Here is a 26,857-nt window from a genome sequence, read left to right on the forward strand (position 1 = left end):
CCCCCCTGTGGGGTTGTTATTTTTTCCCCGGGGGGGGGCCCCCCCCCCCCCGCTTTACCTCTTCGGGGGGGTGGGGGTGTTTGGGTTGTTGGGGGTGTGGGGGGGGGGGGGGCCCCCCCCCCCCGCCACCAAATGAGCGTCAGGGTGCATCCTTGATAGCCTTCAGTTGCGCCATCTTCTGCGAAAGGACCCACAGCGCCTTGTTGAGCTTGATATCCTGATCGATGCCATTGACGGCGCGCGTCGATACGCGGCGCACCCGTCTGCCCTGCTCGTCCAGGAGCATGCCGCGCAGACCGCCACGAATGACGTTTTCCTGTGTGACATTGAAGGTGGTCCACAGATCGTTGGCCTTGTCGTCGTAGCGGCGCGGGATCAAAAGCTGCTGCGGCTTGATCGGGGTTTCCGTGTCGTCCTCGGCATCGCCAAAGCGGCAGCCTCGGGCCTGGCGGGGATCATGTCCGAGGCCGGGTTAACAAACGGGGCCTTCTATCCTCACTTTGAATCGAAGGAAGCGCTCGTAAGGGAGGCGATTGTAAGTGCACTGACGGATCAGCGTGCAAGTCTGGAGCGAGCCGGTGCGGCGGAGTTGGGGATTGAAGACGTTATTCGCGATTACCTGAACGTCGCTCACTTGCATGGAACCGAGGATGGGTGTCCTTCAGCGGCCCTTTTACCTGAAATCGGACGGCAACCGGCTTCGACCCGTAACGCATATGAGGTTGGACTGAGCAATTACGTCGAGACACTCGCTTCTTATCTTCCACCTTCGTCATCATCGTCATCGCGTGAACGCGCCATGGCAATTTTCGGTCTGATGGTAGGTACCCTGCAAATTGCACGAGCGGTTTCTGACGAGATTGTGGCAGCGCAAATTTTGGAAGGGGGCGTGCAAGCAGCGCTGTTGCTCGCGAAGACATAGCCGGGGACGCTGCCATGCCGAAACTTGACCGCCTTGAGAGGAACCGAACCGCAGACCCCTCAATGCAGTTTTCTGAAGCGCGGTTCCCAACGAGACATTATGCGATTTTCAAAGTTGAAATGGTGAGTTCAAGGATGAAGTGCGACTTGCGATAGATAACAATGGCTTATCACATGCAAGGACTTGCCCATGGAACGCACCTACTCCCAGATTGATATGGATGAATGCCGCAAGATCGCGCGGTGGCGAACGGCTGGTATCAGTGGTGATGTCATTGCCGACAAGCTCGGACGGCATCGCTCGACGATTTTCCGCGAGCTGCGACGCAATGCTTTCACGAGCTTCGCGTCGCCACCACCCTCGCCGAGTCGGCGGTGAATTCACTTGTCGCCAAGCGGATGGTCAAGAAGCAGCAGATGCGCTGGTCTCTCCATGGCGCTCACATGCTCATGCAGGTTCGGACGGCTGAACTGAACGGCTGTCCGCAGACGGCCCCATCTTGGTCATTTATAGCGTTAGTTCAGTTGCCGCAATGACAGGTAGATGATGCATATCCATGGCTCATCGGAAATCTCACTTCAAATGTCTGCCTTGAAATGAGCGGAACCATCGCCCCGAATAATCCCAATCAGGCTAGTGGCGTACCATTCCCGCATCGACATTCAGCGTCTGGCCCGTGATCCAGCGCGCATCTTCGGAAGCAAGAAACGAAACCACATCGGCGATATGTTCAGGCTGCCCTTTGCCTTTAATCGCCTGAAGCATCTCGACGAAGCCGAACGCCTCATTGTGCGGGCTTGCCTTGACGCCATCGCTCTCGATTAGCCCGGGCGTCACCGCGTTTGCCGTGATGTTGTACTTGCCGAGTTCCGTGGCGAGCGCCCTGGTGAAGCCGATGACGCCGCCCTTGGCCGCGACATAGGCCGCCATGTTCGGCGTGCCGGCAAAGAAGGTGTTGGATGCGATGCTGATCACCCGCCCGGCCTTGCCGGCGTCGCGCATCTGGTCAGTTCCCGCGCGGCTGACGATGAAGGTGCCGGTCAGATTGACGTCAATGATCTTGCGCCAATGTTCGAGATCGACGTCGTCCCAGGCAATGAACGGCACGATGCTGGCATTGTTGACCAGGATGTCGATGCCGCCCGTCAGCGTCTGGATTTCGGCAAACAGTGCCTTAACAGATGCCGGATCGGAAATATCCGCGGCGATCGCCTTCGCTTTTCCACCGATCGATGCGGCGGCCGCCTTGGCGCCTTGCGCGTTGATGTCGCTGACGATGACGGTCGCGCCATCGGCGGCCAACCGCGCGGCGATGGCCTTGCCGATGCCTTGTGCGGCCCCGGTAACCAGCGCCGTCTTCCCCGCAAACCGTTCAGTCATGTCCATGCTCCATGATTTGTGATCCTGTGAATTCATCTCATGCGTCGGCGTCGATAATGGCGAGCGCCGCCTCGATGCCTTTGCCGATCGCGAGCTTCTGGCCCAAAGCATTCATGGCGCCGCCAAGCGCCGTCAGCGCGGCGATCGCATAGATCGGCTGGGCGGTCGGGCCCATATGGCCGATGCGCGTCAGCTTCCCCAATGTTTCGCCGCGGCCCGACGAAAACACCACGCCGTAGTGGGCGCGCGCGACCCGTCGAAGCGCCTTCTCGTCGACACCTTTAGGGGCGCGAACGGCGGTCGTGGTTGGCGATGCGATCCTGTCGCTGGCCGCCCAGATCGACAGGCCCATCGCGGTGACGCCCGCGCGCATTGCCTTGGCAGTAAGCGCGTGGCGCGCCCACACCGCCTCCGGTCCCTCATCGAGATAAAGGTCGAGTGCGACATCGAGCCCGTTGATCTCCGAGACCGACGGCGTGAACGGAAACGGCTCGTTCCTTGACCACGCATTTTGCCAGTCGACGATGCTCAGCATCGATGCGCGCGGCGCCAGAGGATTTCCCTTCATCTTGGCCCAGGCCCGCTCGCTGACGCCCATCATGGTGAGGCCGGGAGGCGCGCCCAGGCATTTGTTGGGGCCGGTGACATAGATATCGGCCTTGCAATCCTCCGGATGCGTCTTCATGCCGCCAAAGGACGAGACGGCGTCGACGATGAGATAACCGCCATGCGCCGAGACCAGCGCGCCGATGGCATCGATCGGATTAATCGTGCCAGACGGCGTGTCATGATGGCACACGGAAACGATCGTGATTTCCGGATGCGCTTTCAGCATTGCCTCAACCTCCTGCGGGTCGATCGCTTCATTGTAGGGCACCTCGATTTCGATGAGATGTGGCGAATAGCGCTTCGCCCAATAGCCAAACCCCTTACCGTAAACTCCGGAGGCAAGGTTGAGCACAACGTCGTCGGGCGCGATCAGGGAGGCTGCGGCGGCCTCGAGGCCCAGTACCGGCTCGCCATGCAGAATGACCGGCTTGTTCGACAGCCGCATCGCCTTCTGCGCCTTGTCGACCACCTTCTCGTAGAGGAGCTGAAACGCCGGGTCGTAGTCGTAAAGCACCGTGCGCCCGAGACCACGCAGCACTTCGGCATAGGCGTTCACCGGCCCCGAGGTCAGGGTGATGACCGGATCGGCGTGTTCGAGATAGCGCATCATCTTCTCTCCTGATTTGGCGGGCGATCAGCCGTAGAATTGCGTGCCGGTCTTGTAGCTCCTGAAGTTTTCCATGTCGTGCGAATACATCAGTTCGGCACCATGGTCCTCGGCCAGCTTCTTCACTTTGCGCATCGAATTGACGCCCGCCACCGGGTCAATGTGGAAAGCCGCCTGACACAGCGTTTCAAGGCTCTTCTGGGTATAGGCGGCGTCGATGGTGAACATCATCGGCTGGCGCTTGGGGAACTCGACGAGCAAGCTGTAGTGGCCGATCGAATGGCCGGGCGTCGAGATCAGCTTTACACCCTTGGCAAGATCGACGTCGCCCTCGATGCCCTCGAAGGTCGAGTTGGCGCGCGTCGTGCCTTCCAGCAGTTGCGCGGTCGCGCCACGTGCTTCCGCGGCCTCCGCCGAGAAGCTCAGGTCGGAATAGCCGAGGTGCTCGAAAGGCTGCGGATTGCAAGCCTGCGGCACCTCGGTCCGGTGGCAGATCTTCTTTGCATGCGGAAAATACTTGTTGCCGCCGCAATGGTCGAAATGGAAATGCGAATTGACGACAACGTCGATGTCCTTGGGCTCGAGCCCGAGCAAGGCAAGCGCGCCGGGAATGGTCTGGTGCTTTTCCTGGATCGGCTTCTCGAAGGGCAGCACCTTCATGACGTGACCGTAGTCATAGCCGGTATCGATCATAAAGCGGCCCTCGGCATGCTCGATCAGGATCGAATAGACCGGAAAGCGCACTTCGCCGCCAGGGCCGCGATTCCAGAACACATGATAGCCGTCGAGAACGAGCGAGCCGCCATCGAGCAGGTAGATCTTGGTATCCGACATTATTACCTCCTGTTTGGCGCGGGTCCCTTCCGCGCATCTGATTGTTGTCAGCGCGTACCGCGCTCATATGGAATGCCCAGCGCCGCCGGTAGACTGGCCCGCCGGCCGAACAACACCAGCATGATCATCACCGCCAGGAATGGCAGCATCTGGATGACGTCGGTCGGTATGTTGATGCCCGCTACCTGCATGGCCGTCGTCAGCGACAGGCAGACGCCGAACAGCAGGGCGCCGAACAGCACCCAGACCGGACGGCCGCGCGCCAGCATGGCAAGCACGATGCCGAGAAAGCCGGCGCCGTTGCTGATGAACGGAATGAACAGGCCGGCCCCGACATTGGCGAGATAGGCGCCGCCGAGCCCGGCCAGCGCGCCGGTCGTCAGCACCGCGATGGTCCGGGTCTTGATGACGTCGATACCGGCGACGTCGAGCGCGGCCGGCTTGTCGCCCGCTGCCTGCAGGTTGAGGCCGAGCTGCGTGTGCCGATAGAGGTAACCCATGCCGAACACCAGCGCGAGCGCCAGATAGACGATCAGGTGATGCTTGAAGAAGGCAGGCCCGATGACGGGAATATCCGACAGCAGCGGAATGACGGTGGCGTCCGCCGCTGGCAGGCGGGGATAGCTGCGCGAGAACTGGAAATGATGAAGCAGCGCCGTCAGGCCTTCGAGACCGAGTGTCAGCGCGATGCCGATGACGATCTGGTTCAGCCCGATGCGCACGCAGAGCAGCGCCATGATCAGCGCCACCGCGACGCCGCCGGCGGCACCTGTTAGGAACCCCAGCCACAGCGACCCGGAATAGAACGCGCCGACGAAGCCAAGATAGGCACCGGCCAGCATCATGCCTTCGATGCCGATGTTGAGCACGCCGGCTTTTTCCGACATTTGCTCGCCGAGGCCCGCCAGCAGCAGCGGGATGGCCGCGGTGACGGCGCCGAACATGAGCGCGCTGAGAAAGACTTCGCTGAATAGCCCGGTCATGCCCTAAGCCTTTCTCGACTGGTTGTAACGGTGGTCGACATACTCGGCGAGAGCGAGCACGATCAGCACGATGGAGACCAGCACCAGTGTGAAATGATTGGGCACACCAAGCCGCCGTGCCGCGCTTTCGCCGCCGATCGACAACACCGAAAGCAGGAACACGAAACCTATCGCGGCAAAACCGTTCATGCGGGCGAGGAACACGGCCGGAATGACGGCCAGCCCGTAAGCGGGATTCCAGTCGGCGCGGACATTTCCCTGCACGCCGATGATGTCGACGGCACCGGCAAGGCCCGCGAGCCCGGCGGAAATGGCGAAGACGGCAATAGTCAGACCAGGTACGCCGAGCCCCGCATGAATCGCCGCTCGCGGATTGGCGCCGACGATCCGCAATTTCAGCCCGAAGGCCGTGCGCGTCATCACCAGATGCACTATGATGATTGCTGCCAGGCCGAGCAGCAGGCCGCTGGTGATGGTCGTATCGAACAGGCGCGGCAGCCGGTCTTCCACCGGTAGCGTGCGCGTCTGGGGAACGGTCGTGCCGGGATCGCGAAACACAAGCTTGACCAGAACATTGGCGAGCGAGGTGCCCAGGAACGTCATCATCAGCGTGGTGATGATCTCGTTGACGCCCTGATAGGCCCGCAGCAGCGCCGGCACCAGCGACCAGATCATCGCTACCACCGCGGCGATCAGGAACGACCCGATGAGAGCCAGCCAGGCCGGCATCAACTGGACGAACACCGGGGCGCTGGCGGCTGCCGTGACGGCACCAAGCAGGAACTGGCCGTCGCCGCCCAGATTCCAAGTCCCGGCGCGAAAGGCCACGATCAGGCCGGCGGCAAGAAACAGCAGCGGCGCCATGCGCGTCAGCGTCTGCTGGATGCCAAGCGGCGAGAACAGGCCTTTTTCCAACACATAGCCATAATAGGCGAGCGGGTCGACGCCGACGGCAAGCAGGATGCAACCGGCGATGACCAGTGCGGCGAGGATCGGGCCGAGCGTCATCAGCAGCCTGTGGAGGATGTCACGGCGCGCGGCCCCCGCGCTTGTGGGATCGAGTGCGGTAGCATTGACCGTGGGGGTGTCGATGCTCATGCGGCTAGTCCGATCATCAGGCGACCGACCTTGGTGCGGACGTCGTCTACGTTCTCGACGGTGCCGACCAGCGCTCCGTTGGCGATGACGGCTATACGGTCGCACATGCTGAGCAGTTCCTCGAGGTCGGTGGAGATCAGCAATATGGCGAGACCGCGCGCTGCGGTGTCGCGGATGCGCTGGCGCGACGCCAGCGTATTGGCGAGATCGAGCCCATAGGTCGGTTTGTTGAAGATGACGACCTTGGCGCCTTCGGCCAGTTCGCGCGCCAGCAGAACTTTCTGGATATTGCCGCCCGAAAGCCGCCCGACCGGCGTCTTCAGGCTTGGCGTGCGCACATCGTATTCGCGCACGAGCTGGGCCGCGCGCTTGTCGATCTCGGCGCGCTGTTCGAAGCCGTTGCGCCAGAACGGAGCGGCGCCCACCTGCTTGAGAAAGAAGTTTATCGAAACCGGGAAAGTTGCGACAGTGCCTTCGCCCAGCCGGTCGTCGGTCAGATAGCGAAGACCGCGCTGGCGGCGTTCGCCAACGCTCAGCATCTCGATCGCGGTTCCCTCCAGCCGCACCGAACCACCGGTCGCCACGCGTTGCCCTGCCAAGGCCTCCGCCAATTGTTTCTGGCCGTTGCCATCGATGCCAGCGATGCCAAGGATCTCACCTGGACGAATGTCAAAGGAGATCGACGATAGGCCCGGTGCGTTGTCCGTAGGTGCGACCGCGAGATCCGCGACCTGAAGCAGCGGAGCGGCTTCGACGCAGATTGTGCGGATGGGGCACTCGACCGCTTCCGGATCGTCCTTCTGTTTGCCGAACATCAATTCCACGATCTCCGAGATGATCTCCTGTTCGCCCAGCGCGCGGAAGCGCTCGGAAGGAATCTCGCCGACCTTACGGCCGAGCTTCAGCACCGAGATGCGGTCGCCGAAGGCCGCCGCCTCCTTGAGCTTGTGCGTGATAAAGACGATCGCCAGTCCCTGCTCGACGAGGCGGCGCATCAGCGTGCCCAGTTCGTCGATGCCCTTCGGCGTCAGCATAGAGGTGGATTCGTCGAGGATCAGTAGCCGGCTGTTGCGCACCATGGCGCGCAGGATCTCCACCTGCTGCTGCTCGCCAAGGGAAAGCTCCGACACCTTGGCATGCAGCTTCACCGTGATGCCGAGGCTGCGGGTAATCTCGGCGACGCGCGCCTCAAGCTCCTCGGTCCTGGGGCGCTGCCACCAGGGCCCGCCAAGCAAAAGATTCTCGGCCACGGTCAGAGCCGGCACCAGCATCATGTGCTGGAAGACGGTTCCAATACCGAGCGCCAGCGCATGGCGCGGCGAGGTGATCTGTGTCAGTTTGCCGTCGACCAGTATGCGGCCCTCGTCCGGCTGCAGCACACCAGACAGCATGCCGATCAAGGTGGATTTTCCCGCGCCATTCTCGCCGAGCAGCACATGCACCTCACCGGGACGGATCGACAGGTCGATGCTGTCATTGGCGACGATGCCGGGAAAGCGTTTGGTGACGCCTTCAAGCACGACGATGTCGCGTTTGTCGGCGTCCGGTAATGAAGAAAGACTGCCCATGAAAGCTCAGAACCTTTAAAAACATGAAATCGGCCCGGAGGGATGAACTGGTCACCCTTCCAGTAGCCGGTTGGATTGCCCTACTGGGCGACGCTGGTCATCAGCGCCCTGACGTCCGCTGCATCATAGACCGGCTCGACCGGAATCTTGCCGGAAATGACTTCGTCGCGCAGCGCTTGGATCTCGGTCCAGACATTGTCCGGGATTGCAGCGGTCTTCAGAAGCTTGACCGAATCATCCTTGAGGCCGATCGAGTAGCTCTTGGTGCCGAACGTGTCGGCCTTCAGGTCGTCGATCATCGCCGCGTAGACCGGCTCAATGTTCCAGACCACCGACGACAGCAGGAAGCCCTTGTCGATCGGCGTCTTGTCGCCGATGACGTCGATGAAATAGACCTTGCCGCCGTCAGCCGCCTTGGTCGTCTCGACCGCCTGCAGCATCCCGAAGCTCGAACCATTGCCCTGGCCGAAGATGATGTCGGCGCCCGACGCGATCACGCTTTCGGTGACGCGCTTGCCGCCGGCTGCGTCGCTGTAGGCGGCGGGTCCGATCACCGCATAGGTGATCTTGACCTCTGGGTTCTCCGCCTTCACGCCCTGCGCGAACGCCGCTGACTGCGAATTCCACGAGGGCGGTTCGCCCGACACGACGATGCCGACCGACTTCGAGCGCGACATCTTGGCGGCAAGACGGCCGGCGAGATAGGCGCCCTCGTGACCGCTCAGCGTGTAGTCGGCGACGAGACCCTTCTCCAGACCGCTCGGCGTATCGACGATCGCCACCGGAACCTTCAATTCCTTGGCGATTTCAGGCCCCGAAGTGTTGTAACCGCTGGCGTGGGCGATCAGCAAGCTAGCGCCATCAGACGCGAGCTCCCGCAGCGTCGGACGAACATCGCCATAGCCAAGGCCCTGGGCCACGACCACTTCGACGCCGGCGGCCTTGCCCGCCGCCTTGGCGGCATCGATGCCCTGCTGATTCCAGCCGTAATCGGTGCCTTCTTCGGGCGTCAGGATGGCGATCGACTTGACTTCACCGGCAAGCGCGCTGCCCAGCAAGACGCCACTCAGTATAGCCGCACTCACACTACTCTTCAGAATCTTTAACATATTACCCTCTCTGTTTGATTTACCAATCAATATTATGTTGTTATTGCGCATATGCGAGGTAGACTGCATGAGTAAATTTACCCATGGAGCTCAGGCAAAGTGAAGATTCGTTATGTTCTCCCTGTGGCGCTGGCGTTCACATCCTTCGCCAACGCGGTTGAGTTGCACCATATCATCGTCCGAAAGGGCACCGACGGGCTCGACATGGTGCCGTTGACGATTTCGAACGTGGGCAATGAAGGACTGTCCTGCAATGCCGACTTCGCCCACTGGTATTCCGCCGGGATCGCGACGGTCGAACCGGGCGAGAGCGCGCGCCTCGAACTCTGGTTCGACCCCAAGACCGGCACGTTCACGATCCTCAACGACAAGCGCGAGAACCTGCCCGTCGAGCGGCTGCGGTGCGGCCTGTCGGGTCGCGCATATGCCACACGCGTGCAGATCACGCTCGACCGCGCCGACGCCGCGAAAGGCGAACGCGCCGTGTCCTGTGTCACGAGGCAGGACAGCCTGGTCTGCCGGTAGGCGCTCATCGACTTGCCCGTCCCAACACCGGTGCCTCTTACTTCTTTGCCAGGAACGTGTCGGTGAAGACATCGTCCGCCGAGAGAGCCGTCTTGAGCACGCCCTGATCGGTGAGCGTCTTCAGCGTTTCCTCCCACTGCGTCTTCGTCATCCAGCCGAGGCCGTGTTCCTTGGTGTCCGGGCCGGTGAAGGTCGACGCGATATCGGCGTTGATCTGCGCAAGCAGCACATCCTTCTTGTCGGCGTAACCGGGTGCAGCCTTGGCCGTGATCTCGGCGGCCTCTTCGGGGTGGGCCACGACATAATCGAATGCTTCCCTGTACGCCCTAACGAAGCGGGCGACGACGTCGGGCTTGTCCTTGATCATGTTCTGAGAGGTGAACAGGCCCGAGCCATAAGCCTTCCAGCCATGGTCCGCGCCCATCATGACGCTGAGCGAACCGGAACCGCCTGCCTTGGCCTCCAGTTCGGGAACCTCGGCGTCGACATAGCCGACCACCGTCTGAACCCGGCCTAGAAGCAGATAGCTTTCATAGGGCGGCGAGACACTGTTGAGCGTCATGTCCTTCTCCGTCAGGCCATTGGCCGCCAGGAAGCCCTTGAAGAAGATGTAGGTTGAACCGGCTGGATGAATGCCGATGGTGAGGCCCTTCAGATCATCCGGCTTGGTGAGCTTCACCGTCTTCGCCAGCGAGATGATCGCCAGCGGCGAGTGCTGGTTGACTGCGGCCACCGCCACCACCGGGACATTCTGCGACCGCGCAACGGCGAGCGTGGGAAGATCGCCGAAACCGAAATCCGCGTTCTCATTGCCCACCAGCCGCATGGCGTCTGGCGAGCCGGAACCCTTGCGGATCTCGGCCAAGTCGATGTCGTTCTTGGCGAAGAAGCCCTTCTCCTTGCCCACGAAGAACATGGCGTGGTTGCCGCGCACCACCCAGTCGAGCTGCACGCTGACCTTGTCCGCCGCCAGCGCTACGCCGGAGAAGCCAAGCGCGCCGGCAAACGCCGCAAGCGTGGCTGCCTTTATGAGTGAGCGTCTTAGCATTGATCGATCCTTCCTGTCGTTGACTGTCCTAGGTAACCTAGGCGTGGCTGAATTTCGGTGCCCATGGCACGATGATGCGTTCGAGAACTTCGGCTGCGTAGTAGAAGGCGATGCCCAGCACCGAAACGAGGAGTAGGGCCGCGAAGACGAGCGCGGTGTCGAGCTGGGTCGAAGCGAACTGGATGACGTAGCCGAGCCCATCGGAAGCGCCGGCGAATTCGCCGACGATAGCGCCGATGACGCTGAGCGTCGCGGCGATTTTGGTTCCGGCCATCAGGTTCGGCAGCGAATGCGGAACGCGAATCCGGAACAGGATCTGCGTCGGGCTGGCGCCGACCGAATTCATCAGCGACAACAGCGAGCGATCGACCGACTGCATGCCCGCCAGCATCGATAATGTCACCGGGAAGAAGGCGATGACCAGGATCAGGCCGATCTTGGGCGCAAGCCCGTAGCCGAACCAGAGGATGAAGATCGGCGCCAATGCCACCTTGGGCACGTTCTGGAACAGCACCACCAGCGGATAGAGCGCTCGCCCCAGCCAGTCAAAGCGCACGATGACCAGCGCAATGGCAATGCCGACCACAATAGAGACAAGGAATCCGAACAGGATCTCGCCTGCCGTTACCAGTGTCGCCTGCATCAGCGTTCCCCATTGCGCGACCAGCGATTGCGCGATCTCGGACGGGGCGGGAATGATGAAGGCGGATATGGCGAAAATCCGCACCACGGCTTCCCAGACCACGATCGTCGCCAGCAGAAGGATAGCCGCTGGAAGCCAGCTGCCTGTCACCGCACCCCAGCTTGAGGCAAGCCGCGACTCGGAGAGATTGGTGACAGGTTGATCGCTCACGACGCACCTCCCGGTTGATGGCTGGCGCGCAGCATCGTCCGCAGCTGAACCAACAGCCTGACGAACTGCGGTTCTTCCGTTAAAGACAGATCGCGCGGATAGGGCAGACCAATGTCGAGGCTCCCGGTGATCCGCCCAGGCTTGATCCCCATCACGTGGACATGGCGCGACAGGTGAATGGCCTCGTCTATCGAATGGGTGACGAGCACAATGGTCTTGCCGGTGCGCTGCCAAATCTCGAGCAGCGACTGACCCATCGAATCGCGGGTGATGGCGTCGAGCGCGCCGAACGGCTCGTCCATCAGGAGAACCGCTGGATCGAGCGCCAGGGCCCGCGCGATGGCGACGCGCTGGCGCATGCCGCCGGACAATTCATGAGGGCGCTTGTGGGCGCTGTCGCCCAACCCCACCAGTTCCAACATCTCCTGCCCGCGTGCCCGCAAATCGGCGCGCGAGAGCGACTTGTCGGCGATGCCAAGCAGCATCGATGCGTTGTCGACGGCATTCTTCCAGGGAAGCAGGTTGGCGTCTTGGAAGACGAGGCCGATCATGCGCTTGCGCGCCGCCTCGACTGGCGGAAGTCCGGCGATCGAAACGCTGCCGCTCGTCGGATTCACAAGCCCCGCCAGAACCTTGAGCAAGGTGCTCTTGCCACAACCGGAAGGACCAATAAGAGAGACAAACGACCCCTTCGGGATCGAAAGATCGATGTTCTGCAGAACCAGCTGGCTGGCCATGACCACTGAAACACCCTTGGCAGAGATCAGGTCGTCATGGCGGATATGGGCCGGCCGGGCGCCGACGGCTCGAATGGTTTCAATGCGCATGGCTTGCCACCCCATGCGCTGTCGTGAACGGTCGCCGCACCGTCCGGTCCGCGAAGGCGCGCCTCGCACCAACAGCCGCCGTTACAAACTCCCCAGCCCGGCAGATCCTGTGAGCACGATGCGCCATTGGCTACTCCCGACCTTCCAAGATGCGCCGCACCGCGACGAGTTTGCGCGCCCGTTCGCCTTGCAGCGCTTTGGTCTGCTCGGGCGTATAAGAGAACATGCCCTCGCCCGACTTGATGCCGAGCTTCGACGCGTTCGTCTTTTCCAGCACCATGGGCGCGACATCGTCACGATTGGAGAGGTCCGCGTTGAGGAAGGAAGAGACGGACTTGTAGATATCGAGGCCCGCCATATCGAGCAGCGCCATCGGTCCGATGACGGCGATCTTGTAGCCGATGCCCCACGACACGCAGGTGTCGAGATCCTCCGGATCGATGACGCCACGCTCGACGAGGTCGACGGCCTCGCGCAGCAGTGCATAGAGCACGCGGTTTTCGACGAAGCCGGGAACGTCCTTCTTCACCACCACCGGCAGCAAGCCGATCGAGCGGATCAGGTCGCGGATCGTCGCCACGGTTTGCGGCGCGGTCTTCTCGCCGCCGATCACCTCGATCATCGGGATGATGTGCGGCGGGTTCGACCAGTGCATGCCGACCATCCGCTCGGGATGCGAGATATGCGCCTGCAGTTTGGTGATCGGAATACCCGACGTGTCGGACGCGACGATCGTGTCCGAGCCTATCAGGCCGTCGATCGTACGATAGACTTCGGCCTTGACCGAAATGTTTTCAGGAACGTTCTCGATGACGAGGTCGGCACCGGATACCGCATCGCCGATATCATCCGTGAAGCGAACCGTTCCAACGCCGGCCGGCGGCGGCGCAATACCCAAGGCGTCGAGAACGGTCTCGGCCACGCCCAGCACGAGTCGCGCGCGCTCGATCGCTGCCGGGGCAAAATCGTAGGCTACCACCTGAAGGCCGCCTCTGGCGAGCCGGGCGGCCATGCCCGGTCCCATCGTACCCAGACCGATGATGGCGATATTTCGGATCATTGCACTGCCCCGCTTTCTTTCGAGCTCGCGATGAGGTCGGCGGCTTTCTCGGCAATCATGATCACTGCCGCATTGATGTTTCCACAGACCAAGTCGGGCATGACGGAAGCGTCCACCACTCTGAGGCCTTCGACGCCGCGAACGCGCAATTGCGGGTCGACGACCGAGGCCGCATCGGCTCCCATCCGGCAAGTCCCCGCCGGATGATGCACGGTGATGGACGTCTTGCGAATATGCTCGTCGATCTCGTCGTCGCTCTGACACTTCGGGCCGGGAAAAAACTCCGCCTCGATGAAGGGCTGCATGGAGGGCTGTGCGGCGAGATCTCTTGCCACCCGGAAGCCGGCCCGCAGCGACTCCCAATCCTTCGGCGAGGCCAGGAAGTTCTGGTGGATCAGGGGCGCCGCAGAAGGATCGGCCGACGCCAGTTTCACCGCTCCCCGGCTTTCAGGCTGCGTGGCCACGATGCGTGTTGCGAAGCCGTCCGCAAACGGCGCCTTGAATGGCTTGAAATATGGCCATGCGGCGAGCGGAGCCGCCGTGAAGAGCAGCTGTACATCCGGCAACGGTCGCGCCGGGCCGCTCTTCAGAAAGGCGACGACACCGCCGGGCACATCCCCTGAAAAACCGCGTCCCGTCAGGTAGGTCTTGACGAAATCCAACCCGATCCGATCGGCACGCATGTTGCGCAGGAACGGGCCGCCCGGAGCCCGGCGACGGTACATGAGAATGACCGAGACGTGATCCTGCAGGTTCTTGCCGACCGCCGGCAGGTTAACCCGCGTCTCGATACCGTGCGCGGCAAGCTCATCCTGCGCCCCTATACCCGACAGCATCATGAGTTGCGGTGTGTTGATTACGCCGCCGGCAAGCAGCACTTCCTTACGGGCGACGACCGTGCGTTCGCCGCCGCGATGGTTGATGGTGACACCGGTGGCGCGCGCACCCTCCAGCACGATCTTCGTTACGCTGGCTTCCGTCAGAACGGTCAGGTTGGGCCGCTTCAGCACCGGCCGCAGATAGGCTGTCGCAGTCGAGCTGCGCCGGCCTTTTGAAATCGTCATCTGGAGGCGGCCGAACCCTTCCTGCCGCTCGCCATTGTAATCTTTCGTCTGCTCGTAACCGGCCTGCACGCTGGCTTGCGCAAAAGCATCGATCAACGTATCCTTGTAGCGGCAGAACTGAGTGCTGACCGGACCTTTGCCGCCACGAAACTGGTTCTCGCCGCCTTCCCAGCTTTCCTGCTTGCGGAAATACGGCAGCACCTTGTCATAGGACCAGTCGCTGAGCCCCGAGGCTGCCCAACGATCGTAGTCTCCGCGATTGCCCCGCACATAGGCCATGGCGTTGGTCGACGATGATCCTCCGACAACCTTGCCGCGTGCGCACTCGACCCTGCGTCCGCCGACATTGTCTTCCGGCTCACAGAAATACATCCAGTCATGGCGCCGTTCGGTCAGAATCTTGCCCCAGCCCAGCGGTATATGGATCATGGGATCGCGGTCCCAGCCGCCGGCTTCCAGCAACAGCACAGAACATCTCTGGTCGGCGCTCAGCCGGTTGGCAAGCACGCAACCGGCCGATCCGGCCCCAACAATGATATAATCGTAGCTTTCAGCGTGCGGCATGTTGCGTTTCATTGCCTTCGTTTGACGCTCTTGCGTCAGGAAACTATTGAAACCGAGCCTGGAAAAACCTGGGCTAGGACCAGGGTCTTCCGGGGTATGTTCAAACACCCGCGGACCCTAGGCCAGGCCCGCTTCCCTGAGGCGCTGCGACCAGTGATCCCATCCACGGTCGATCTGGGCGCCGACGAGATTTCCCGCAGCCTTGATTTCGCCCGGCGACAGATACTTGATCGTGCCGATCCGCAGGCCGGCGGTCTGCGCTGCCGCCTCCTGTTCAAGATAGAAAGCCCGGAATACCACCTGCCGGACAGAACTGCCGACATTGACGACGCCGTGCCGCGCCATGAGCACGACGGGATAGTTCCCGAGACTTTCAGCGATGTCCCCACAGACGCTCCGGCTGCCGCCAAAGAGATCGGTATCGTCTCCGTGCTTGTCGCGTATTTCATAGACTGGGACGGCGTCGCCGAGGAAAGCCCCCATATGGGTGACCGGCCGGAGCGGCTGGTCGACGAAGCAGTAAGGCAGGACAGCCGGCGAATGGCTGTGGAGCACGCACTGGACGTCCGGCCGCGCCTTGTAAATCTCGCTGTGGATGTAGCGCTCCAGATAGGACGGCCTGTTATCCAAGGTCTCGCCGTCGAGGTTGAAACGCTGGAAGTCACCGGCCGTTATGAGGCTCGGAGCGAGCTTCTGTGCCAGGAAGAAGCTTTCGGGATCCTCGGGGTCACGGGCACTGATGTGCCCGAACGTATCCAGGATACCTTCGTTCAGCAGAATCTTCGTCGCTGTAACCAGCTCTTCGAAGACCTTCTGGTGCGCGGGGCTGTTGTCTATCATTTCCAAATTCTCCCATTGTGGCGATGGCGACCATTCTTGTTGTTGTTATCGGTTGCCAGGGCCGCGGATTTCACTTGTTTTCGTAGATGCCGACGATCCGGTTTTGCTCGATGATGTTGCCGGCATATTTCTGCAGGAACTCCTCCCGGGTGGGCGTCCCGTCGACCTTGGTGTCCAGGGCATAGACCCAGAAGTAGTAGTGATGTTCTCCGTGGCCCGCAGGCGGCTGAGGCCCGTAATATTGCTTGTCGCCGGCGCCGTTGGGTCCTACGCGAAACTTCTCCTGCGCGTCCGAAAGGTCGGTGGCCGAGGGATCGATGCCATAGACAACCCAATGAGTGAAACCGTTAGGCAAGGGCGCGTCTGGATCATGGCAGATGATCGCGAGCTCTTTCGCACCTGCCGGGACGCCACTGACGGTAAGCTTGGGCAATACGTTGCCCTTGTCGCCGGCATGTTCATCGCGCAATTTCCCGAGCGGCTGGAAATCCTCGGAGGTAATCTTGAGGTCCTTGATGTTCAGCGGCATAAAATATTCGTCCTTTCACCAATTTCGATCGAACTAGACAGCAGTGGCCTTTAGGTCAGCTACGGATTTCCCCCCCACACGCTGATGCACGCGCGGACCCGACGCGACGGCGACGCAGATCAAAAGCTCGTCCGGGCGTGGGGCATCCGGCACGCAAAAGGTGACGGCATCATAGTGGGAACGGATATAGAGTTCGTCCTTGTGGGCGAGCGGGATGTCGATGGTCGTGCCGGCGACAGCGACCTTGCTCACCGACGAGATCCAGGCCTTGCCGCCGCCCACCTGCTGCCGCAGCGGATCTCCGAATACTGTGGTTATGCAGGCAACGACATGTTCCTGCTCGCCTGATGTACCTGCGATACCGCCCTTGCCATAGCTTTCGACCGGCCTGTTGCCGAGCAGCGCCACGGCTCGCTCGCCGAGCGCATGACCGATCGCTGAACTCGGATTTGTCAGATCGGACAGTTCGGCGACGAACTTCCCAGCGAAGGGATTGCGTATAACAACGCCTGTTGCGACCTTGACTAGGGTCTCGCCAGGCGTGCCGCCGTCATGCCGGCTTTCCTGGACGGAGGAGTACCATCCCCTGACATCATAGTCTCTTTCGACTTCACTGGAATAATTCATCTTTATCTCCTGAATGGTGCGCGCTGTTTCTGCACGCACCGATTAATTTCGTCGGCCGGCTTGCCCGACGCTACTGCGGCCATGAGTAGACACGGCGCAGCGGGTCGTAGCGGGCGGCTTCCAGCGCCGCTGGCGTGAACATGTTTCCCTTCGAGAGCGATCGGTTCGCCGCATAGTCGCCAGACAGGGCCTGGCAGCGATCCGTGATCGGGCGAATGCGCGTCTCCCACGCGACGAGCGCATCTTCGACTGAAGAGCCTTCCTCCAGGTCCTGCGACAGGCTGAAGGCGTTGACCATCGCGCAACCGGCACCCTGGGCAAGCGCCGGGCACATTGCATGCGCGGCATCGCCCACGAGGGCGACCTTGCCTCTTGTCCAGCTATCCAGCTTGGTCGTTTCGTATTTGTCGTACCTGGCGGTTTTCAGCTTGGCCGCTTCGATCAAGCATGGCTCCAAGAAAGGAAACATCTCGACCCAGACTTCGAGATCGATCGGAACGCTTGATCCGCGAGCATCGGCGGCGGGAGCCATGAGACCTAGATAGAGCTCATTTTCATTGCAGGGCGAGTAGAGAACCCGCTGAACACGCGGCCAGAAGTTCCACATGTCGATGGTATTGTCCCACTCGCCGTGGCCGAGCTGTTTCTTCATGCGCGGGACAATCAGTCGGATGAGACCATCTTTTGAAACCCATCGATCCCGTTTGAAACCGATGGAATCCCTGACCTTGGAACCAACGCCATCGGCGCCGACGATCAAGTCGGCTTCGAGAACTTCGCCGCTCTGGAGGGTCACGCGCCCTTGCGGATCGGCGGCGACAGCTTCGGAATCGACGCGGATGTCGACACCCAGGGCACGGGCCCGATTGACCAGGGCATCGTGCAGGTGGCTGCGGGTCATGATGCGCCAGGGGAGACCGTTGAACGTCTCCTTGGAAACCGACTTGTTATGCATCCACGTCTCGTAGGTCGGAGGCGTGTGCGAGCCCTGGAGAACCTCGTCCAAGGCACCCAGTCCTTCGAGCACGCGAAGGCCGTTGTGCCAGAGATAGATGCCCGCGCCAAATGCCCGCAGCTCCGAGCTCTTTTCGTGCAGCCTGACATCCCAGCCGTTCTGCCTGAGAGCGATGGCGGCTGTCAGGCCGGCAAAGCCGCCGCCCGCGACCTCGGCACGACGCGTTTTGCCCGGAGTTCTGTTTACGTTGGCCATTTTCTGGATCCTGCTGCGTACAAGAGGACGGCGCTTAGCCGTCAGGCGTCTATGAAGTTGGTGATAGCTTTCAACGTGATCTCGGGAGACACCTCGTTGACGTAATGGTCGGCGCCCGGAACGACGACGACCGGCAGATCAGGCCGCAGCCTACTTGTCTTCGCCAGCGCCACCGCTGACACCAATTTGCTCGCCTCGCCTCGAACGATGAGGACTGGCTTGGTCACGTCCCGGTAGGCGGGCACCAGATCCGCTCGCAGGCCCTTGGCGGTCTGGGCCATGGCCGCGGGCGAGGCTAATGGACGCAATCCGCCGTCGACCTGCTGATAGCCGCTCTGAGCCCTGATCTTGATGGCGTCGGCGGGAATATTCGGATAGCGCCCGGCGAGATATGCTTCGACGGCCTTTACATCCTCGAAAAGCTGGCTCCCCGCATTCACTCGCGCCTCCAGCGCGTCCAGCGCTTCGGTCTCGATAAACGGCGTAAAGTCGATTGCGATGACCGACCGCACCAGATTCGGGTATTTCGCCGCGGCCGTGACGGAATTTCGAGCACCAAGCGAATGTCCAACGAGGATGGCACGGCCGCGATCGAGCGTGCGTATAAGGCCGACGATGTCGTCCGCATAGTCATCCGCCTCGTAGCCGGTTTCCCGCTTGTCGCTGAGGCCATGCCCCCTTTGGTCAACCGCTATGGTTGTAAACCGATCCGATAGTCGAGCCATCAACGGCTCGAACACGGCGGAGTTGGAGGTAATGCCGTGAAAGAATAGCATTAATGGGCCGTTACCCTTCTCGCGCACGTTCAAGGTGATGCGGCCAGTGTCGATGCGTCGCGAGATGAAGTGATCGCAAGGTATGTCTGCCGCCATGTCATATTCTCGCCGCCGCTGCCCGTTTCTCATCCAAGAGGATCATATAAGGTGGGGCAGGTCAAGCCGATTGTCTGACATTCTTGCAATCTTCAGATTTGACAATCAGACCATCTTGCTATCAAGTTTAGACGCTTGGCGTATTAAGCGTCAGATTGCGACCCAAAGGCTCATGAGACGTTACCAATGCCCCCAGATTTGAATTTGCGAATTTCGCCACGGTCAGTGCAACGGGAGACCGTAGATAAGTTACGGCTCGCCATTTTCTCCGGATTGTTCCAACCGGGAAGCCGTCTCATCGAAAGTCAGCTATGCACACAGCTCGGCATCAGCCGTCCGTCGCTGAGAGAGGCCTTGCGAAGTCTTGAGGCCGAGCGCCTGATCGAGATCGTACCCAACCGCGGACCGTCGATACCGGCACTTTCGTGGGAGGTGGCAACCGCCATCTACGAGGTTCGCGAGTTGTTGGAAGTCGAGGCAGCGGGGCGATGCGCGTCGAGAATTTCCCCGGAACAGTTGGTTGAACTTGAGAAATCCCTTTCCGCATTCGAAGCGGCGGCATCCAGCAATGACAGCCTCGCGCGGGTCATGACCGCCGCAGACTTCTATTCAATCATACTCGCGAATTGCGGGAATCCGATCCTCGAGGAAGTCCATCGTGGTCTGGTGGCCAGGATAAGCTTTTTTCGAGGACGATCGATGTCATTGGAGGGCAGAGCACAAAGCAGCCTCGCGGAGATGAGGGAGATATTCGAATCCATCGCCGCCGGCGACGAGAAAGCCGCCCGAGAAGCCTCGAAACAGCACGTCTTGAAGGCGAAGGCCGCAGCGAAGATATCCATGGACAGCGGACTTTGAGTTCGTCGCAAGACTGTGGTTCCGTCTGAAGAGTCGAAGTCCTTCATGACGTTTTGGATCGGGTATCTGCCGAACGCAAATCAGTGCGCGGGGCATTCACCATGTCGGTGTCAGACATGCCGGCAATCGAAGCCAGCAGGTGGCAGATGGAGTGATGATGACCATGGCCAATGTTGAGCGCAAACCGAATTGCGATATCATCATCGTCGGCGGTGGGTCGGCCGGCACGTTGCTTGCCGCGCGACTGAGTGAAGAGCCGAACAGTCGCGTTCTGCTTATCGAGGCAGGCGAAGAGGCGGCGGACCCCGACATCTGGAAGCCCGCTGCCTGGCCGACGCTTCAGGGCCGCAGCTACGATTGGGACTATCGCACGGAGCCGCAAGCCGGCACCGCAGGCCGAGTGCATCATTGGGCGCGCGGGCGGTTGATCGGCGGCTCGAGTTGCCTGCACGCCATGGGCTACATGCGCGGTCATCCCTCCGACTTCCAGACTTGGGTCGACGCGACTGGGGATCGCCGATGGAGCTGGGATGAACTGCTGTCAGTTTTCCAGGCTATCGAAGACCACCCGCTTGGTGGCGACGGCATTCACGGCAAGGGCGGGCCGTTGCCGATCCATTTACCGGCGGACGAAGTAAGTCCGCTTGCTCGTGCCTTCATCGAGGCAGGCGCAGCATTGGGTCTGCCTCGCCTTGAGGGTCACAACAGTGGAGAGATGATCGGTGTCACCCCGAACTCTTTGAACATTCGCGACGGGCGGCGGGTTACGGCGGCGGACGCGTGGCTCACAAAGGCCGTTCGAGGCCGCAAAAACCTAACCATCCTTACGGGATCCCGGGTGCGGCGGCTCAACCTGGAGGGCAATCAGGTCCGCAGCCTCGAGGTCGTAGGGCGACAGGGTCCGGTCGAAGTCTTTGCGGATCAAGTTGTACTTTGTGCCGGCGCGCTGGAAAGTCCGGCTTTGCTGATGCGTTCGGGCATCGGCCCGCACGATGTACTCGACGCCGCAGGCGTTGGCTGCTTGATCGACATGCCTGAAATCGGTCGAAACCTTCAGGACCACCTGCTTGGTGCCGGCAACCTTTATGCGTCACGCAAGCCGGTTCCTCCATCGCGCCTCCAACACTCGGAGTCGATGGCCTATATGCGAGCTGACGGGCTCACCGCTACTGGTCAACCCGAGATTGTCGTTGGTTGCGGCGTCGCGCCGATCGTGTCCGAACGCTTTCAGGCGCCTGCCGCTGGCACTGCATATTCACTGCTGTTCGGGATCACCCATCCAACGAGCCGCGGCAGCCTACGCATAAGTGGGCCGGAGGTCGGCGACCGGTTGATCATCGACCCGGCATACCTGCAAACCGGTCGGGACCGCGAGCTGTTTCGCCAAGCTCTCTCGGCTGCACGGACAATCGGGCATAAAGATGAACTCGCCGGCTGGAGAGAGCGCGAACTCCTGCCAAGCACCCTGAACAGTGCGGCCGAGATGGACGACTTCATCGCGCAGTCCGTCATCACACACCATCATCCCTGTGGTACTTGCAGGATGGGTAATGACCCGGACGCCGTCGTTGATCCAAATCTACGACTCAAGGCGCTCGACAATCTTTTTGTAGTGGACGCGTCAATTATGCCCAACCTCACCGCAGGACCGATTCATGCTGCGGTGCTCGCGATCGCCGAGACCTTCGCTCGATCGCACCGGAAAATGGACCCGGAAAGAATTCCGATGCGATGAACGGCATCATCTAGGGCTGCGCAGCAAGGTTGCGCGCGACGCGAAAGCCGGCGCGAAGCGACTGCCAGGCCTTGACGACGGCCCGCGCGATTGGCCATCGTGATGCCTTACCCAAGCTGTTTTCGACACTACGCCGGTTCATGTCTGGAATTCACCAAGGTCAAGGGTTGTCTTTAAGCGCGAAGCACATAATCGTTTGAGGGTCTTGTCCAAAGTCGTAACGTATGGATAATCGTTCCTTTGAAAATGCCGATAATAGGCAAATTTCGGGCATGTTTGATTGTAGCTCAAAAGTCGACAATCTACGTCGATACTTCATTCTACACCGAAAGGGAGCCAAACGAACGGCTGCTTTGCGCCTTGCTGATCGTAGTCGGCGCTCAACTCAACGCTCGCAATGATCACGCAGCAATCGTCGCCGGAGCCATTGTCGCAGAGAAACCCGTCTCGTCGTCATTGGCTTGAGCGATCACGATTGCATCGCCTATTTGGGGCGCATTCCCGATATCTAACGCGGGATTGGTTCCTCGGTTATAAGCATCCATGGCTAGTATTGCACTAAGGAGCGTTGCGTTTGTCATTTCCTGAAGCCCTATCTTTTAAAGTTTGATGCGCTAATCATAAGCGGAGGGTATCTGTCGGTGGGAGGGCCTCCATCCAAGGCTTTCTTATAAAGCCGGGGTAGCCACAAAAGAAGTTTCTCGATCTTTTCGGTTGTTGCGGCTTGCGTTCCCTGAAGGATGACGGATTTTAGCCCATAGCCATGACCGAATGTCGCGTCTAGATGTTGCGGATCGACTGGTTTGAAGGAGATTGGATTATTCAAGTCAGTGAACGTAACCATCAAGGGCAACCTATCAAATGGTACAGTTCTTGGACCTAGATGTTGCGCGCGGTCTATTGCTGCAGACATCGAAGTATAGTCGTCACGGAGCGCGGGCCAGGGAAGGCCATAGAGGGACACCAAAAGTTCGCTGAAAGAACGTGCTTTTGGTGATTTAGATCCGAATGCAGTCAAAGAAAGAAAAATGTTACGGCCGCGCCCGAGGTCTACAAAAATAGCCTCACCACTGGTGTCGGAGGCGGTCATAGGATGCGCCAAAATAACCTCCATAAATTTTGATCTCTCAAATATTGCTTCATTGATCGATGCACCCGTTTTTGTCCCGTCCGGGGTGCTAACCTCGACCGTTACCTGATATCGAAAAACGTATGTTGGAGAATAAAAATATAAGTATATCCCAAAGGCCAAAACAAGCGCGGCTACTGCGCCAAACCAATACACAATCTTTGGCAATTTATTTCCCCGAGTGCCCCTTGCCGGAACATGATCCTATTGAAAGAAAAAAACGAAGCCATCATCAGCAGAAGCATAAATAACTTTATGCACGTTCGAGACCACGACACCCGCAAGCTAATATAAAATTCCGCGTAGTTCCGAATTCTACTTTAAGAGATATGGTCGAGATAGCCTACTATATGTAGAATTCACATTTATTATAAAATCCCGATTGCGACGCTGCAATCCTGACTTGCATCGCATTGCGCTGTTCCCTCAAGATGGGATTGATCCGGTTTCCCGATCCAGATTTTCACCGAGTACGGTTTTGGCAGGGTGGCCGGGTCGCCGCAGGCCGTAGACGAAAACCACGCGATGAGCGGTAGCGCGACCGAAACGTTCTTCAACATGCGCGTGATTCCCCAATTGATCCCCGCTGGATTTTTTATCTCCCGCCGTGTCGAAATAAGGGCTTAGGTTATCGGTCCGACGTTGCGACCGGATTTAACAATTGCAACCAGAAAATAGGTTAGCAAGCCAGGCTAGCCTCTTGTGCCCAGTGGGCCATCAAACCAGATTAAATCCTGTCGCTCCTGGTTTGGATCAGAAACCCAGCCGAGTTGCGAGAACAGTTTTCCAAACCTACTGACATGCTCCCATTTTTCACTTTGCTCAAAAGGTGGACCGTCATCTCCATAGCATTGGATAGACAGGCACGTTTCGCCTTTGCCACGCAGCTTGGCGATAAACTCCCCAACGGAACCATTCGTGCCGATGTGGTGTGCTACAGTACCACCAGGCCTGACCCATTTATTTTGTATGAGCAGATTGTAGGCCGTCCACATCATGTGGTCGTTTTGTAAAGCTGCGATGAATTCCAGACTCCTGCTCAAATCTGCCTTGAGTTCAGGGCTGCCTTCGAGCGGGTCGATCTGCCCTGCTGTATTGTCTTGAGTCACCCGTTTCACCTCGATGGCAGCATGAACCTACCGCGGAGAGTTACCGTTGGATTTACCAACACAAGGTCGCTCACCAAGAGGTATCTAAGTCTTGTGCAACCAAGATTTGCCATGGCCTAAACAGATTTAGCCTATTGGTGCAGATAAGCATTTTCGCGCCAGCGGTACAAAAGTGTCCGCGCCCCAACGGCGATATCGGACCAATTGGAAATTTCCGATTGCGGAAAACGGATCGTCAAACCAAGCCTGTCGTTGCGCCACAAGAACTCACCGAGACACGATGGATTTAGAAATTCTTGAGGTTCGCGCCAACATCGAACAGAGACCTCAGGATCATCCCCGCTTGCTTCGGCTCCATAAAGTATGAACGGACCGCCGGTTGTCCTTCGTAATCCAAATTCGGCAGCCAACTTCATATCACCGTTCTGCCGAGCGATCCGCTTGTTGAAACTTTGGGCGGGCAACTGCAATCCAGGTGTATCGAGGGGCAGCCATGGAGAACTGAGCGAAGCTTCGACGATATACTCTCCATCTTGCGGTATTGTTCGCCCCTTTTCACAAGGCCGATACCAAGGCGTGTTAAATCTATCAAGTTCCGAATAGCGCAGATTCGGCATCCAGAAGGCAAAAGCCAGTCCAGGAATTTTGTGGGTCGCGTCCCCGTCTTTGGGGTTTGCGGCAATCTTTTCCAGATGGGTACTGGGCCAAGGATTTAGATAGCCAAATGGCACTTTTAACAAGGTTCCTCTTACGTTGAAGAAATGTTCCTCGGAAAGCAAATGCGCTGCCGAGTCTGTTAACACTGGCTTGCCAGCTCCATTGCTTGAAACGGCACTCGTGTGTTCACATTTCGGGGCTGCCATAGCTGGCACAAAGCTCATAAATGAGATTGAACTGACAGCCAGAAATACTATTGCTGCACTAGACATGAAGCTCTCATCCGTACGAAACGAAAAGATTTAAAAGAGGTTTCTGCAGCCATTTGAAGTTGCGGAATTCGGTGTCGAATGCGAAACCCACCTAACCAATTGTATTACCATTATTTCTTTCTTGGCCTCTTAATTGACGGTTCTTCCTCAATTTCTGTGGTTAACAAAGTGTTAGCGCCGCGATTGCTATCTGCGGGGATGCGAACGAAATCGAAATGGTCACCCGGCCCAGGGGTCAAAGTTTTGGGTATCACCCTTCAAGATAAAGAAAACTGGGTTGTTTCTGCCGCTGCGAAACCTGTCGGTATCTGCCCGGATTGCGGAAGGCGAAGCCGGCACCGGCATGGCTGGCACAACCGCCGCCTCCAGGACTTGCCTGTTCAGGGTCAAGTTGTGGAAATCAAACTCGCACTGAACAGGTGGCAGTGTAGGCACCGGAAATGCGGGCGACGAACCTTCACCGACAGGTTGCCCGAGATTGCTTCACCCTACACGCGACGAACAGAACGGATGGCCGAGATTGTACGTTTGATTGGCCACAAGATGGGCGGTCACCCGGGTGAATATTTGTTGCATCGGCTCGGCATGCCGGTCAGTGACGACACGATCTTGCGGCAATTGAAGCGCAATAATCCTGCGTCCATGCAAGAAGACAATATTCGGGTTGTGGGCATTGATGATTGGAGCTGGCGGCATTCCTCGCGGTACGGCACGATCATGGTCGATCTTGAGCGTCAATCGGTCATCGATGTTTTGGACGACCGCAGCGTTGAGAGCGCAAAAGCATGGTTTCAAGAGCGTCCGACGATCGAAGTTGTTAGCCGAGATCGCTGCGGCCTGTATGCCCAGGCAGCCCGGGAGGGCGCACCGCAGGCCCGCCAGGTGGCTGACCGTTTTCATCTGGTCCAAAATCTCAGGGTGGCGATCAAGGAACAGATGAGCGTTTATGGCCACGCCCATGTTAGACCTATTCTCTCCGAAGATGCGATCGCCAGCGCTACGGCACAACACCGCCGAGCCCGCTTGCAGCACAGACAATCCCGTCAGGAAATATTTGCCACGCTTCAAGCTTTGCGCCAGCAGGGCCTCACCTACAGCGAGATTGCAAGGCGGACCGGATACGAGCGCCGCAGCATCGCGAATTGGCTCACTTCTAATGCACCTCGAGACAGAAACCGGGCAGCCTTGAATCCGACATCGCCGTTGTATTTTGAAACTTTTCTGGCTGAATGCTGGAAGAATGGAAATCGTATTGGACGCCATCTGTTTCACGATATCAAGAACCGCGGCTACACGGGCAGTCGTTCCAATCTGGAGCGCTTGTTGAAGGTGTGGCGTGAAGCCGAAAACATCCAATCCGACGACCCGCCTGTAGATGTGTATGTTTCAGAACCCGTCCGTGATCCTGATACCGGCCATGTGATCTCGTCTGTGGTGGCCGCAGCTTTGTGCATAAAACCGCGTGGCCTGCTGACAGATATTCAGACCAGAAAGGTCAATGCTTTGAAGCAGGGCTCGACAGTGTTCGCCATAATGCGTGACTTGGCCATGCGTTTCAACGGCATCTTGCGCAGCAGGAATTCGGCGGCACTGGATGAATGGATCGACGATGCCATTGACACCGAACTCACGGCGATCATGCGTTTCGCCAGCGTTTTGCGTCGGGATATTGATGCCGTCAAAAATGGGATCGAACTCCCTTGGAGCAACGGTCAAGCCGAAGGGCAGATCAACCGCCTCAAGATGCTGAAGCGAGCAATGTACGGTCGCGCCGGCCCGGAACTGATGAGAGCAAGAATGATGCCGCTGAATCACAGAAATTGAGGAAGAACCCATGTAGGTGTTGCCGTCAGAATAGCAATCGACCTGAAGTGCGCATCTCCGGTCATCCAAACGCCCTTTTTCCTTGTATTTCGGGCGTTTTGTCGCTCCTAGAGATGCCCGTTCACCTATTATCGGCATTTTCAA

27 protein-coding genes and 2 pseudogenes are annotated in these 26,857 nt (G+C 59.2%); 7 read left to right on the plus strand and 22 right to left on the minus strand.

The features are described 5' to 3' along the window. Positions 1-139 precede the first annotated feature (139 nt). Positions 140-379: a DUF932 domain-containing protein gene (locus PHA01_RS23775; RefSeq protein ID WP_271898783.1), complete on the minus strand. Its 240-nt coding sequence runs from the start codon at positions 377-379 to the stop codon at positions 140-142. A 66-nt stretch (positions 380-445) separates the two neighbouring features. Between PHA01_RS23775 and PHA01_RS23780 the strand changes: the two genes are divergently transcribed. The 3 genes and pseudogenes from PHA01_RS23780 to PHA01_RS29605 form a co-directional block, all read left to right on the plus strand. Continuing rightward, positions 446-922, plus strand: a complete 477-nt coding sequence (locus tag PHA01_RS23780) for a TetR/AcrR family transcriptional regulator (protein WP_271898863.1) — start codon at positions 446-448, stop codon at positions 920-922. Between the two features lie 189 nt (positions 923-1,111). Beyond that, positions 1,112-1,276: pseudogene (locus PHA01_RS23785) on the plus strand (helix-turn-helix domain-containing protein); the annotation flags it as partial. Further along, positions 1,270-1,458: pseudogene (locus tag PHA01_RS29605) on the plus strand (hypothetical protein); the annotation flags it as partial. The pseudogenes PHA01_RS23785 and PHA01_RS29605, both read left to right, overlap by 7 nt. Positions 1,459-1,555: 97 nt before the next feature. Here PHA01_RS29605 and pldH read toward each other — a convergent pair. The 7 genes from pldH to PHA01_RS23825 all read right to left on the minus strand — a co-directional run bounded on the left by pldH (position 1,556) and on the right by PHA01_RS23825 (position 9,059). Continuing rightward, positions 1,556-2,302: a pyridoxal 4-dehydrogenase, SDR-type gene (gene pldH, locus PHA01_RS23795; RefSeq protein ID WP_271898784.1), complete on the minus strand. Its 747-nt coding sequence runs from the start codon at positions 2,300-2,302 to the stop codon at positions 1,556-1,558. A 37-nt stretch (positions 2,303-2,339) separates the two neighbouring features. Next, positions 2,340-3,518, minus strand: a complete 1,179-nt coding sequence (ppaT, locus tag PHA01_RS23800; protein WP_334312055.1) for a pyridoxamine--pyruvate transaminase — start codon at positions 3,516-3,518, stop codon at positions 2,340-2,342. 27 nt (positions 3,519-3,545) lie between these two features. Beyond that, entirely contained in the window at positions 3,546-4,352 is an 807-nt protein-coding gene (pldA, locus tag PHA01_RS23805) for a 4-pyridoxolactonase (RefSeq protein ID WP_271898786.1), read from the minus strand. 47 nt (positions 4,353-4,399) lie between these two features. After that, on the minus strand, positions 4,400-5,335 hold the full coding sequence (locus PHA01_RS23810; protein WP_271898787.1) for a putative B6 ABC transporter permease subunit 1: 936 nt from the start codon (positions 5,333-5,335) through the stop codon (positions 4,400-4,402). A 3-nt stretch (positions 5,336-5,338) separates the two neighbouring features. After that, on the minus strand, positions 5,339-6,433 hold the full coding sequence (locus PHA01_RS23815) for a putative B6 ABC transporter permease subunit 2 (RefSeq protein ID WP_271898788.1): 1,095 nt from the start codon (positions 6,431-6,433) through the stop codon (positions 5,339-5,341). After that, on the minus strand, positions 6,430-8,001 hold the full coding sequence (locus tag PHA01_RS23820) for a putative B6 ABC transporter ATP-binding protein (protein WP_271898789.1): 1,572 nt from the start codon (positions 7,999-8,001) through the stop codon (positions 6,430-6,432). The genes PHA01_RS23815 and PHA01_RS23820 overlap by 4 nt, the downstream gene beginning before the upstream one ends. Positions 8,002-8,081: 80 nt before the next feature. Continuing rightward, positions 8,082-9,059: a putative B6 ABC transporter substrate-binding protein gene (locus tag PHA01_RS23825; protein ID WP_271898790.1), complete on the minus strand. Its 978-nt coding sequence runs from the start codon at positions 9,057-9,059 to the stop codon at positions 8,082-8,084. A 150-nt stretch (positions 9,060-9,209) separates the two neighbouring features. Between PHA01_RS23825 and PHA01_RS23830 the strand changes: the two genes are divergently transcribed. Beyond that, positions 9,210-9,635, plus strand: coding sequence for a hypothetical protein (locus PHA01_RS23830; RefSeq protein ID WP_224515520.1), 426 nt, complete (start codon positions 9,210-9,212; stop codon positions 9,633-9,635). A gap of 37 nt (positions 9,636-9,672) precedes the next feature. Here PHA01_RS23830 and PHA01_RS23835 read toward each other — a convergent pair whose 3' ends face one another. The 10 genes from PHA01_RS23835 to PHA01_RS23880 all read right to left on the minus strand — a co-directional run bounded on the left by PHA01_RS23835 (position 9,673) and on the right by PHA01_RS23880 (position 19,162). Next, positions 9,673-10,683, minus strand: a complete 1,011-nt coding sequence (locus PHA01_RS23835; RefSeq protein WP_271898791.1) for an ABC transporter substrate-binding protein — start codon at positions 10,681-10,683, stop codon at positions 9,673-9,675. 37 nt (positions 10,684-10,720) lie between these two features. Beyond that, positions 10,721-11,536: an ABC transporter permease gene (locus PHA01_RS23840; RefSeq protein WP_271898792.1), complete on the minus strand. Its 816-nt coding sequence runs from the start codon at positions 11,534-11,536 to the stop codon at positions 10,721-10,723. Then, complete coding sequence (locus tag PHA01_RS23845) at positions 11,533-12,363, minus strand: ABC transporter ATP-binding protein (RefSeq protein WP_271898793.1); 831 nt, start codon at positions 12,361-12,363, stop codon at positions 11,533-11,535. Before PHA01_RS23845 ends, PHA01_RS23840 begins: the two co-directional genes overlap by 4 nt. Before the next feature lie 130 nt (positions 12,364-12,493). Continuing rightward, the gene (fhmpcd1, locus tag PHA01_RS23850) at positions 12,494-13,423 is read right to left on the minus strand and encodes a 5-formyl-3-hydroxy-2-methylpyridine 4-carboxylate 5-dehydrogenase (protein WP_271898794.1); all 930 of its coding nucleotides are present in this window, start codon (positions 13,421-13,423) and stop codon (positions 12,494-12,496) included. Next, positions 13,420-15,051 carry a GMC family oxidoreductase gene (locus tag PHA01_RS23855; protein WP_271898795.1) on the minus strand — a complete coding sequence of 544 codons (1,632 nt, stop codon included), beginning with the start codon at positions 15,049-15,051 and terminating at the stop codon, positions 13,420-13,422. Before PHA01_RS23855 ends, fhmpcd1 begins: the two co-directional genes overlap by 4 nt. Before the next feature lie 117 nt (positions 15,052-15,168). Further along, positions 15,169-15,891 (minus strand): class II aldolase/adducin family protein, encoded by a 723-nt coding sequence (locus PHA01_RS23860; protein WP_271898796.1) that lies wholly within the window; start codon positions 15,889-15,891, stop codon positions 15,169-15,171. Between the two features lie 70 nt (positions 15,892-15,961). After that, a complete protein-coding gene (locus PHA01_RS23865) occupies positions 15,962-16,420 on the minus strand; it encodes a YbhB/YbcL family Raf kinase inhibitor-like protein (protein ID WP_271898797.1) in 459 nt (152 codons plus the stop codon). 33 nt (positions 16,421-16,453) lie between these two features. Further along, complete coding sequence (locus PHA01_RS23870) at positions 16,454-17,047, minus strand: amino acid synthesis family protein (protein WP_271898798.1); 594 nt, start codon at positions 17,045-17,047, stop codon at positions 16,454-16,456. A gap of 70 nt (positions 17,048-17,117) precedes the next feature. Continuing rightward, positions 17,118-18,257: an FAD-dependent oxidoreductase gene (locus PHA01_RS23875; RefSeq protein ID WP_271898799.1), complete on the minus strand. Its 1,140-nt coding sequence runs from the start codon at positions 18,255-18,257 to the stop codon at positions 17,118-17,120. Between the two features lie 41 nt (positions 18,258-18,298). Beyond that, positions 18,299-19,162: an alpha/beta fold hydrolase gene (locus PHA01_RS23880; protein ID WP_271898800.1), complete on the minus strand. Its 864-nt coding sequence runs from the start codon at positions 19,160-19,162 to the stop codon at positions 18,299-18,301. Positions 19,163-19,315: 153 nt separating this feature from the next. Between PHA01_RS23880 and PHA01_RS23885 the strand changes: the two genes are divergently transcribed. Then, positions 19,316-19,987: a GntR family transcriptional regulator gene (locus tag PHA01_RS23885; RefSeq protein ID WP_224515537.1), complete on the plus strand. Its 672-nt coding sequence runs from the start codon at positions 19,316-19,318 to the stop codon at positions 19,985-19,987. Positions 19,988-20,144: 157 nt separating this feature from the next. Next, positions 20,145-21,722, plus strand: a complete 1,578-nt coding sequence (locus tag PHA01_RS23890) for a GMC family oxidoreductase (RefSeq protein ID WP_271898864.1) — start codon at positions 20,145-20,147, stop codon at positions 21,720-21,722. Between the two features lie 10 nt (positions 21,723-21,732). Here PHA01_RS23890 and PHA01_RS23895 read toward each other — a convergent pair whose 3' ends face one another. From PHA01_RS23895 to PHA01_RS23910, 4 genes are all read right to left on the minus strand, one after another. Further along, positions 21,733-21,864, minus strand: a complete 132-nt coding sequence (locus PHA01_RS23895; protein ID WP_271898801.1) for a hypothetical protein — start codon at positions 21,862-21,864, stop codon at positions 21,733-21,735. Between the two features lie 450 nt (positions 21,865-22,314). Next, a complete protein-coding gene (locus PHA01_RS23900) occupies positions 22,315-23,019 on the minus strand; it encodes a hypothetical protein (RefSeq protein WP_271898802.1) in 705 nt (234 codons plus the stop codon). Positions 23,020-23,543: 524 nt separating this feature from the next. Then, positions 23,544-23,960: a hypothetical protein gene (locus tag PHA01_RS23905; RefSeq protein ID WP_271898803.1), complete on the minus strand. Its 417-nt coding sequence runs from the start codon at positions 23,958-23,960 to the stop codon at positions 23,544-23,546. A gap of 131 nt (positions 23,961-24,091) precedes the next feature. Next, positions 24,092-24,889: a hypothetical protein gene (locus PHA01_RS23910; RefSeq protein ID WP_271898804.1), complete on the minus strand. Its 798-nt coding sequence runs from the start codon at positions 24,887-24,889 to the stop codon at positions 24,092-24,094. A gap of 198 nt (positions 24,890-25,087) precedes the next feature. Here PHA01_RS23910 and PHA01_RS23915 point away from each other — a divergent pair, with 198 nt between their 5' ends. Continuing rightward, entirely contained in the window at positions 25,088-26,713 is a 1,626-nt protein-coding gene (locus PHA01_RS23915) for an ISL3 family transposase (RefSeq protein ID WP_271898865.1), read from the plus strand. Positions 26,714-26,857 lie beyond the last annotated feature (144 nt).

Origin of the sequence: Candidatus Phyllobacterium onerii (genome assembly GCF_028331445.1) — a bacterium.
GTDB classification, from domain to species: Bacteria; Pseudomonadota; Alphaproteobacteria; order Rhizobiales; family Rhizobiaceae; genus Phyllobacterium; species Phyllobacterium onerii.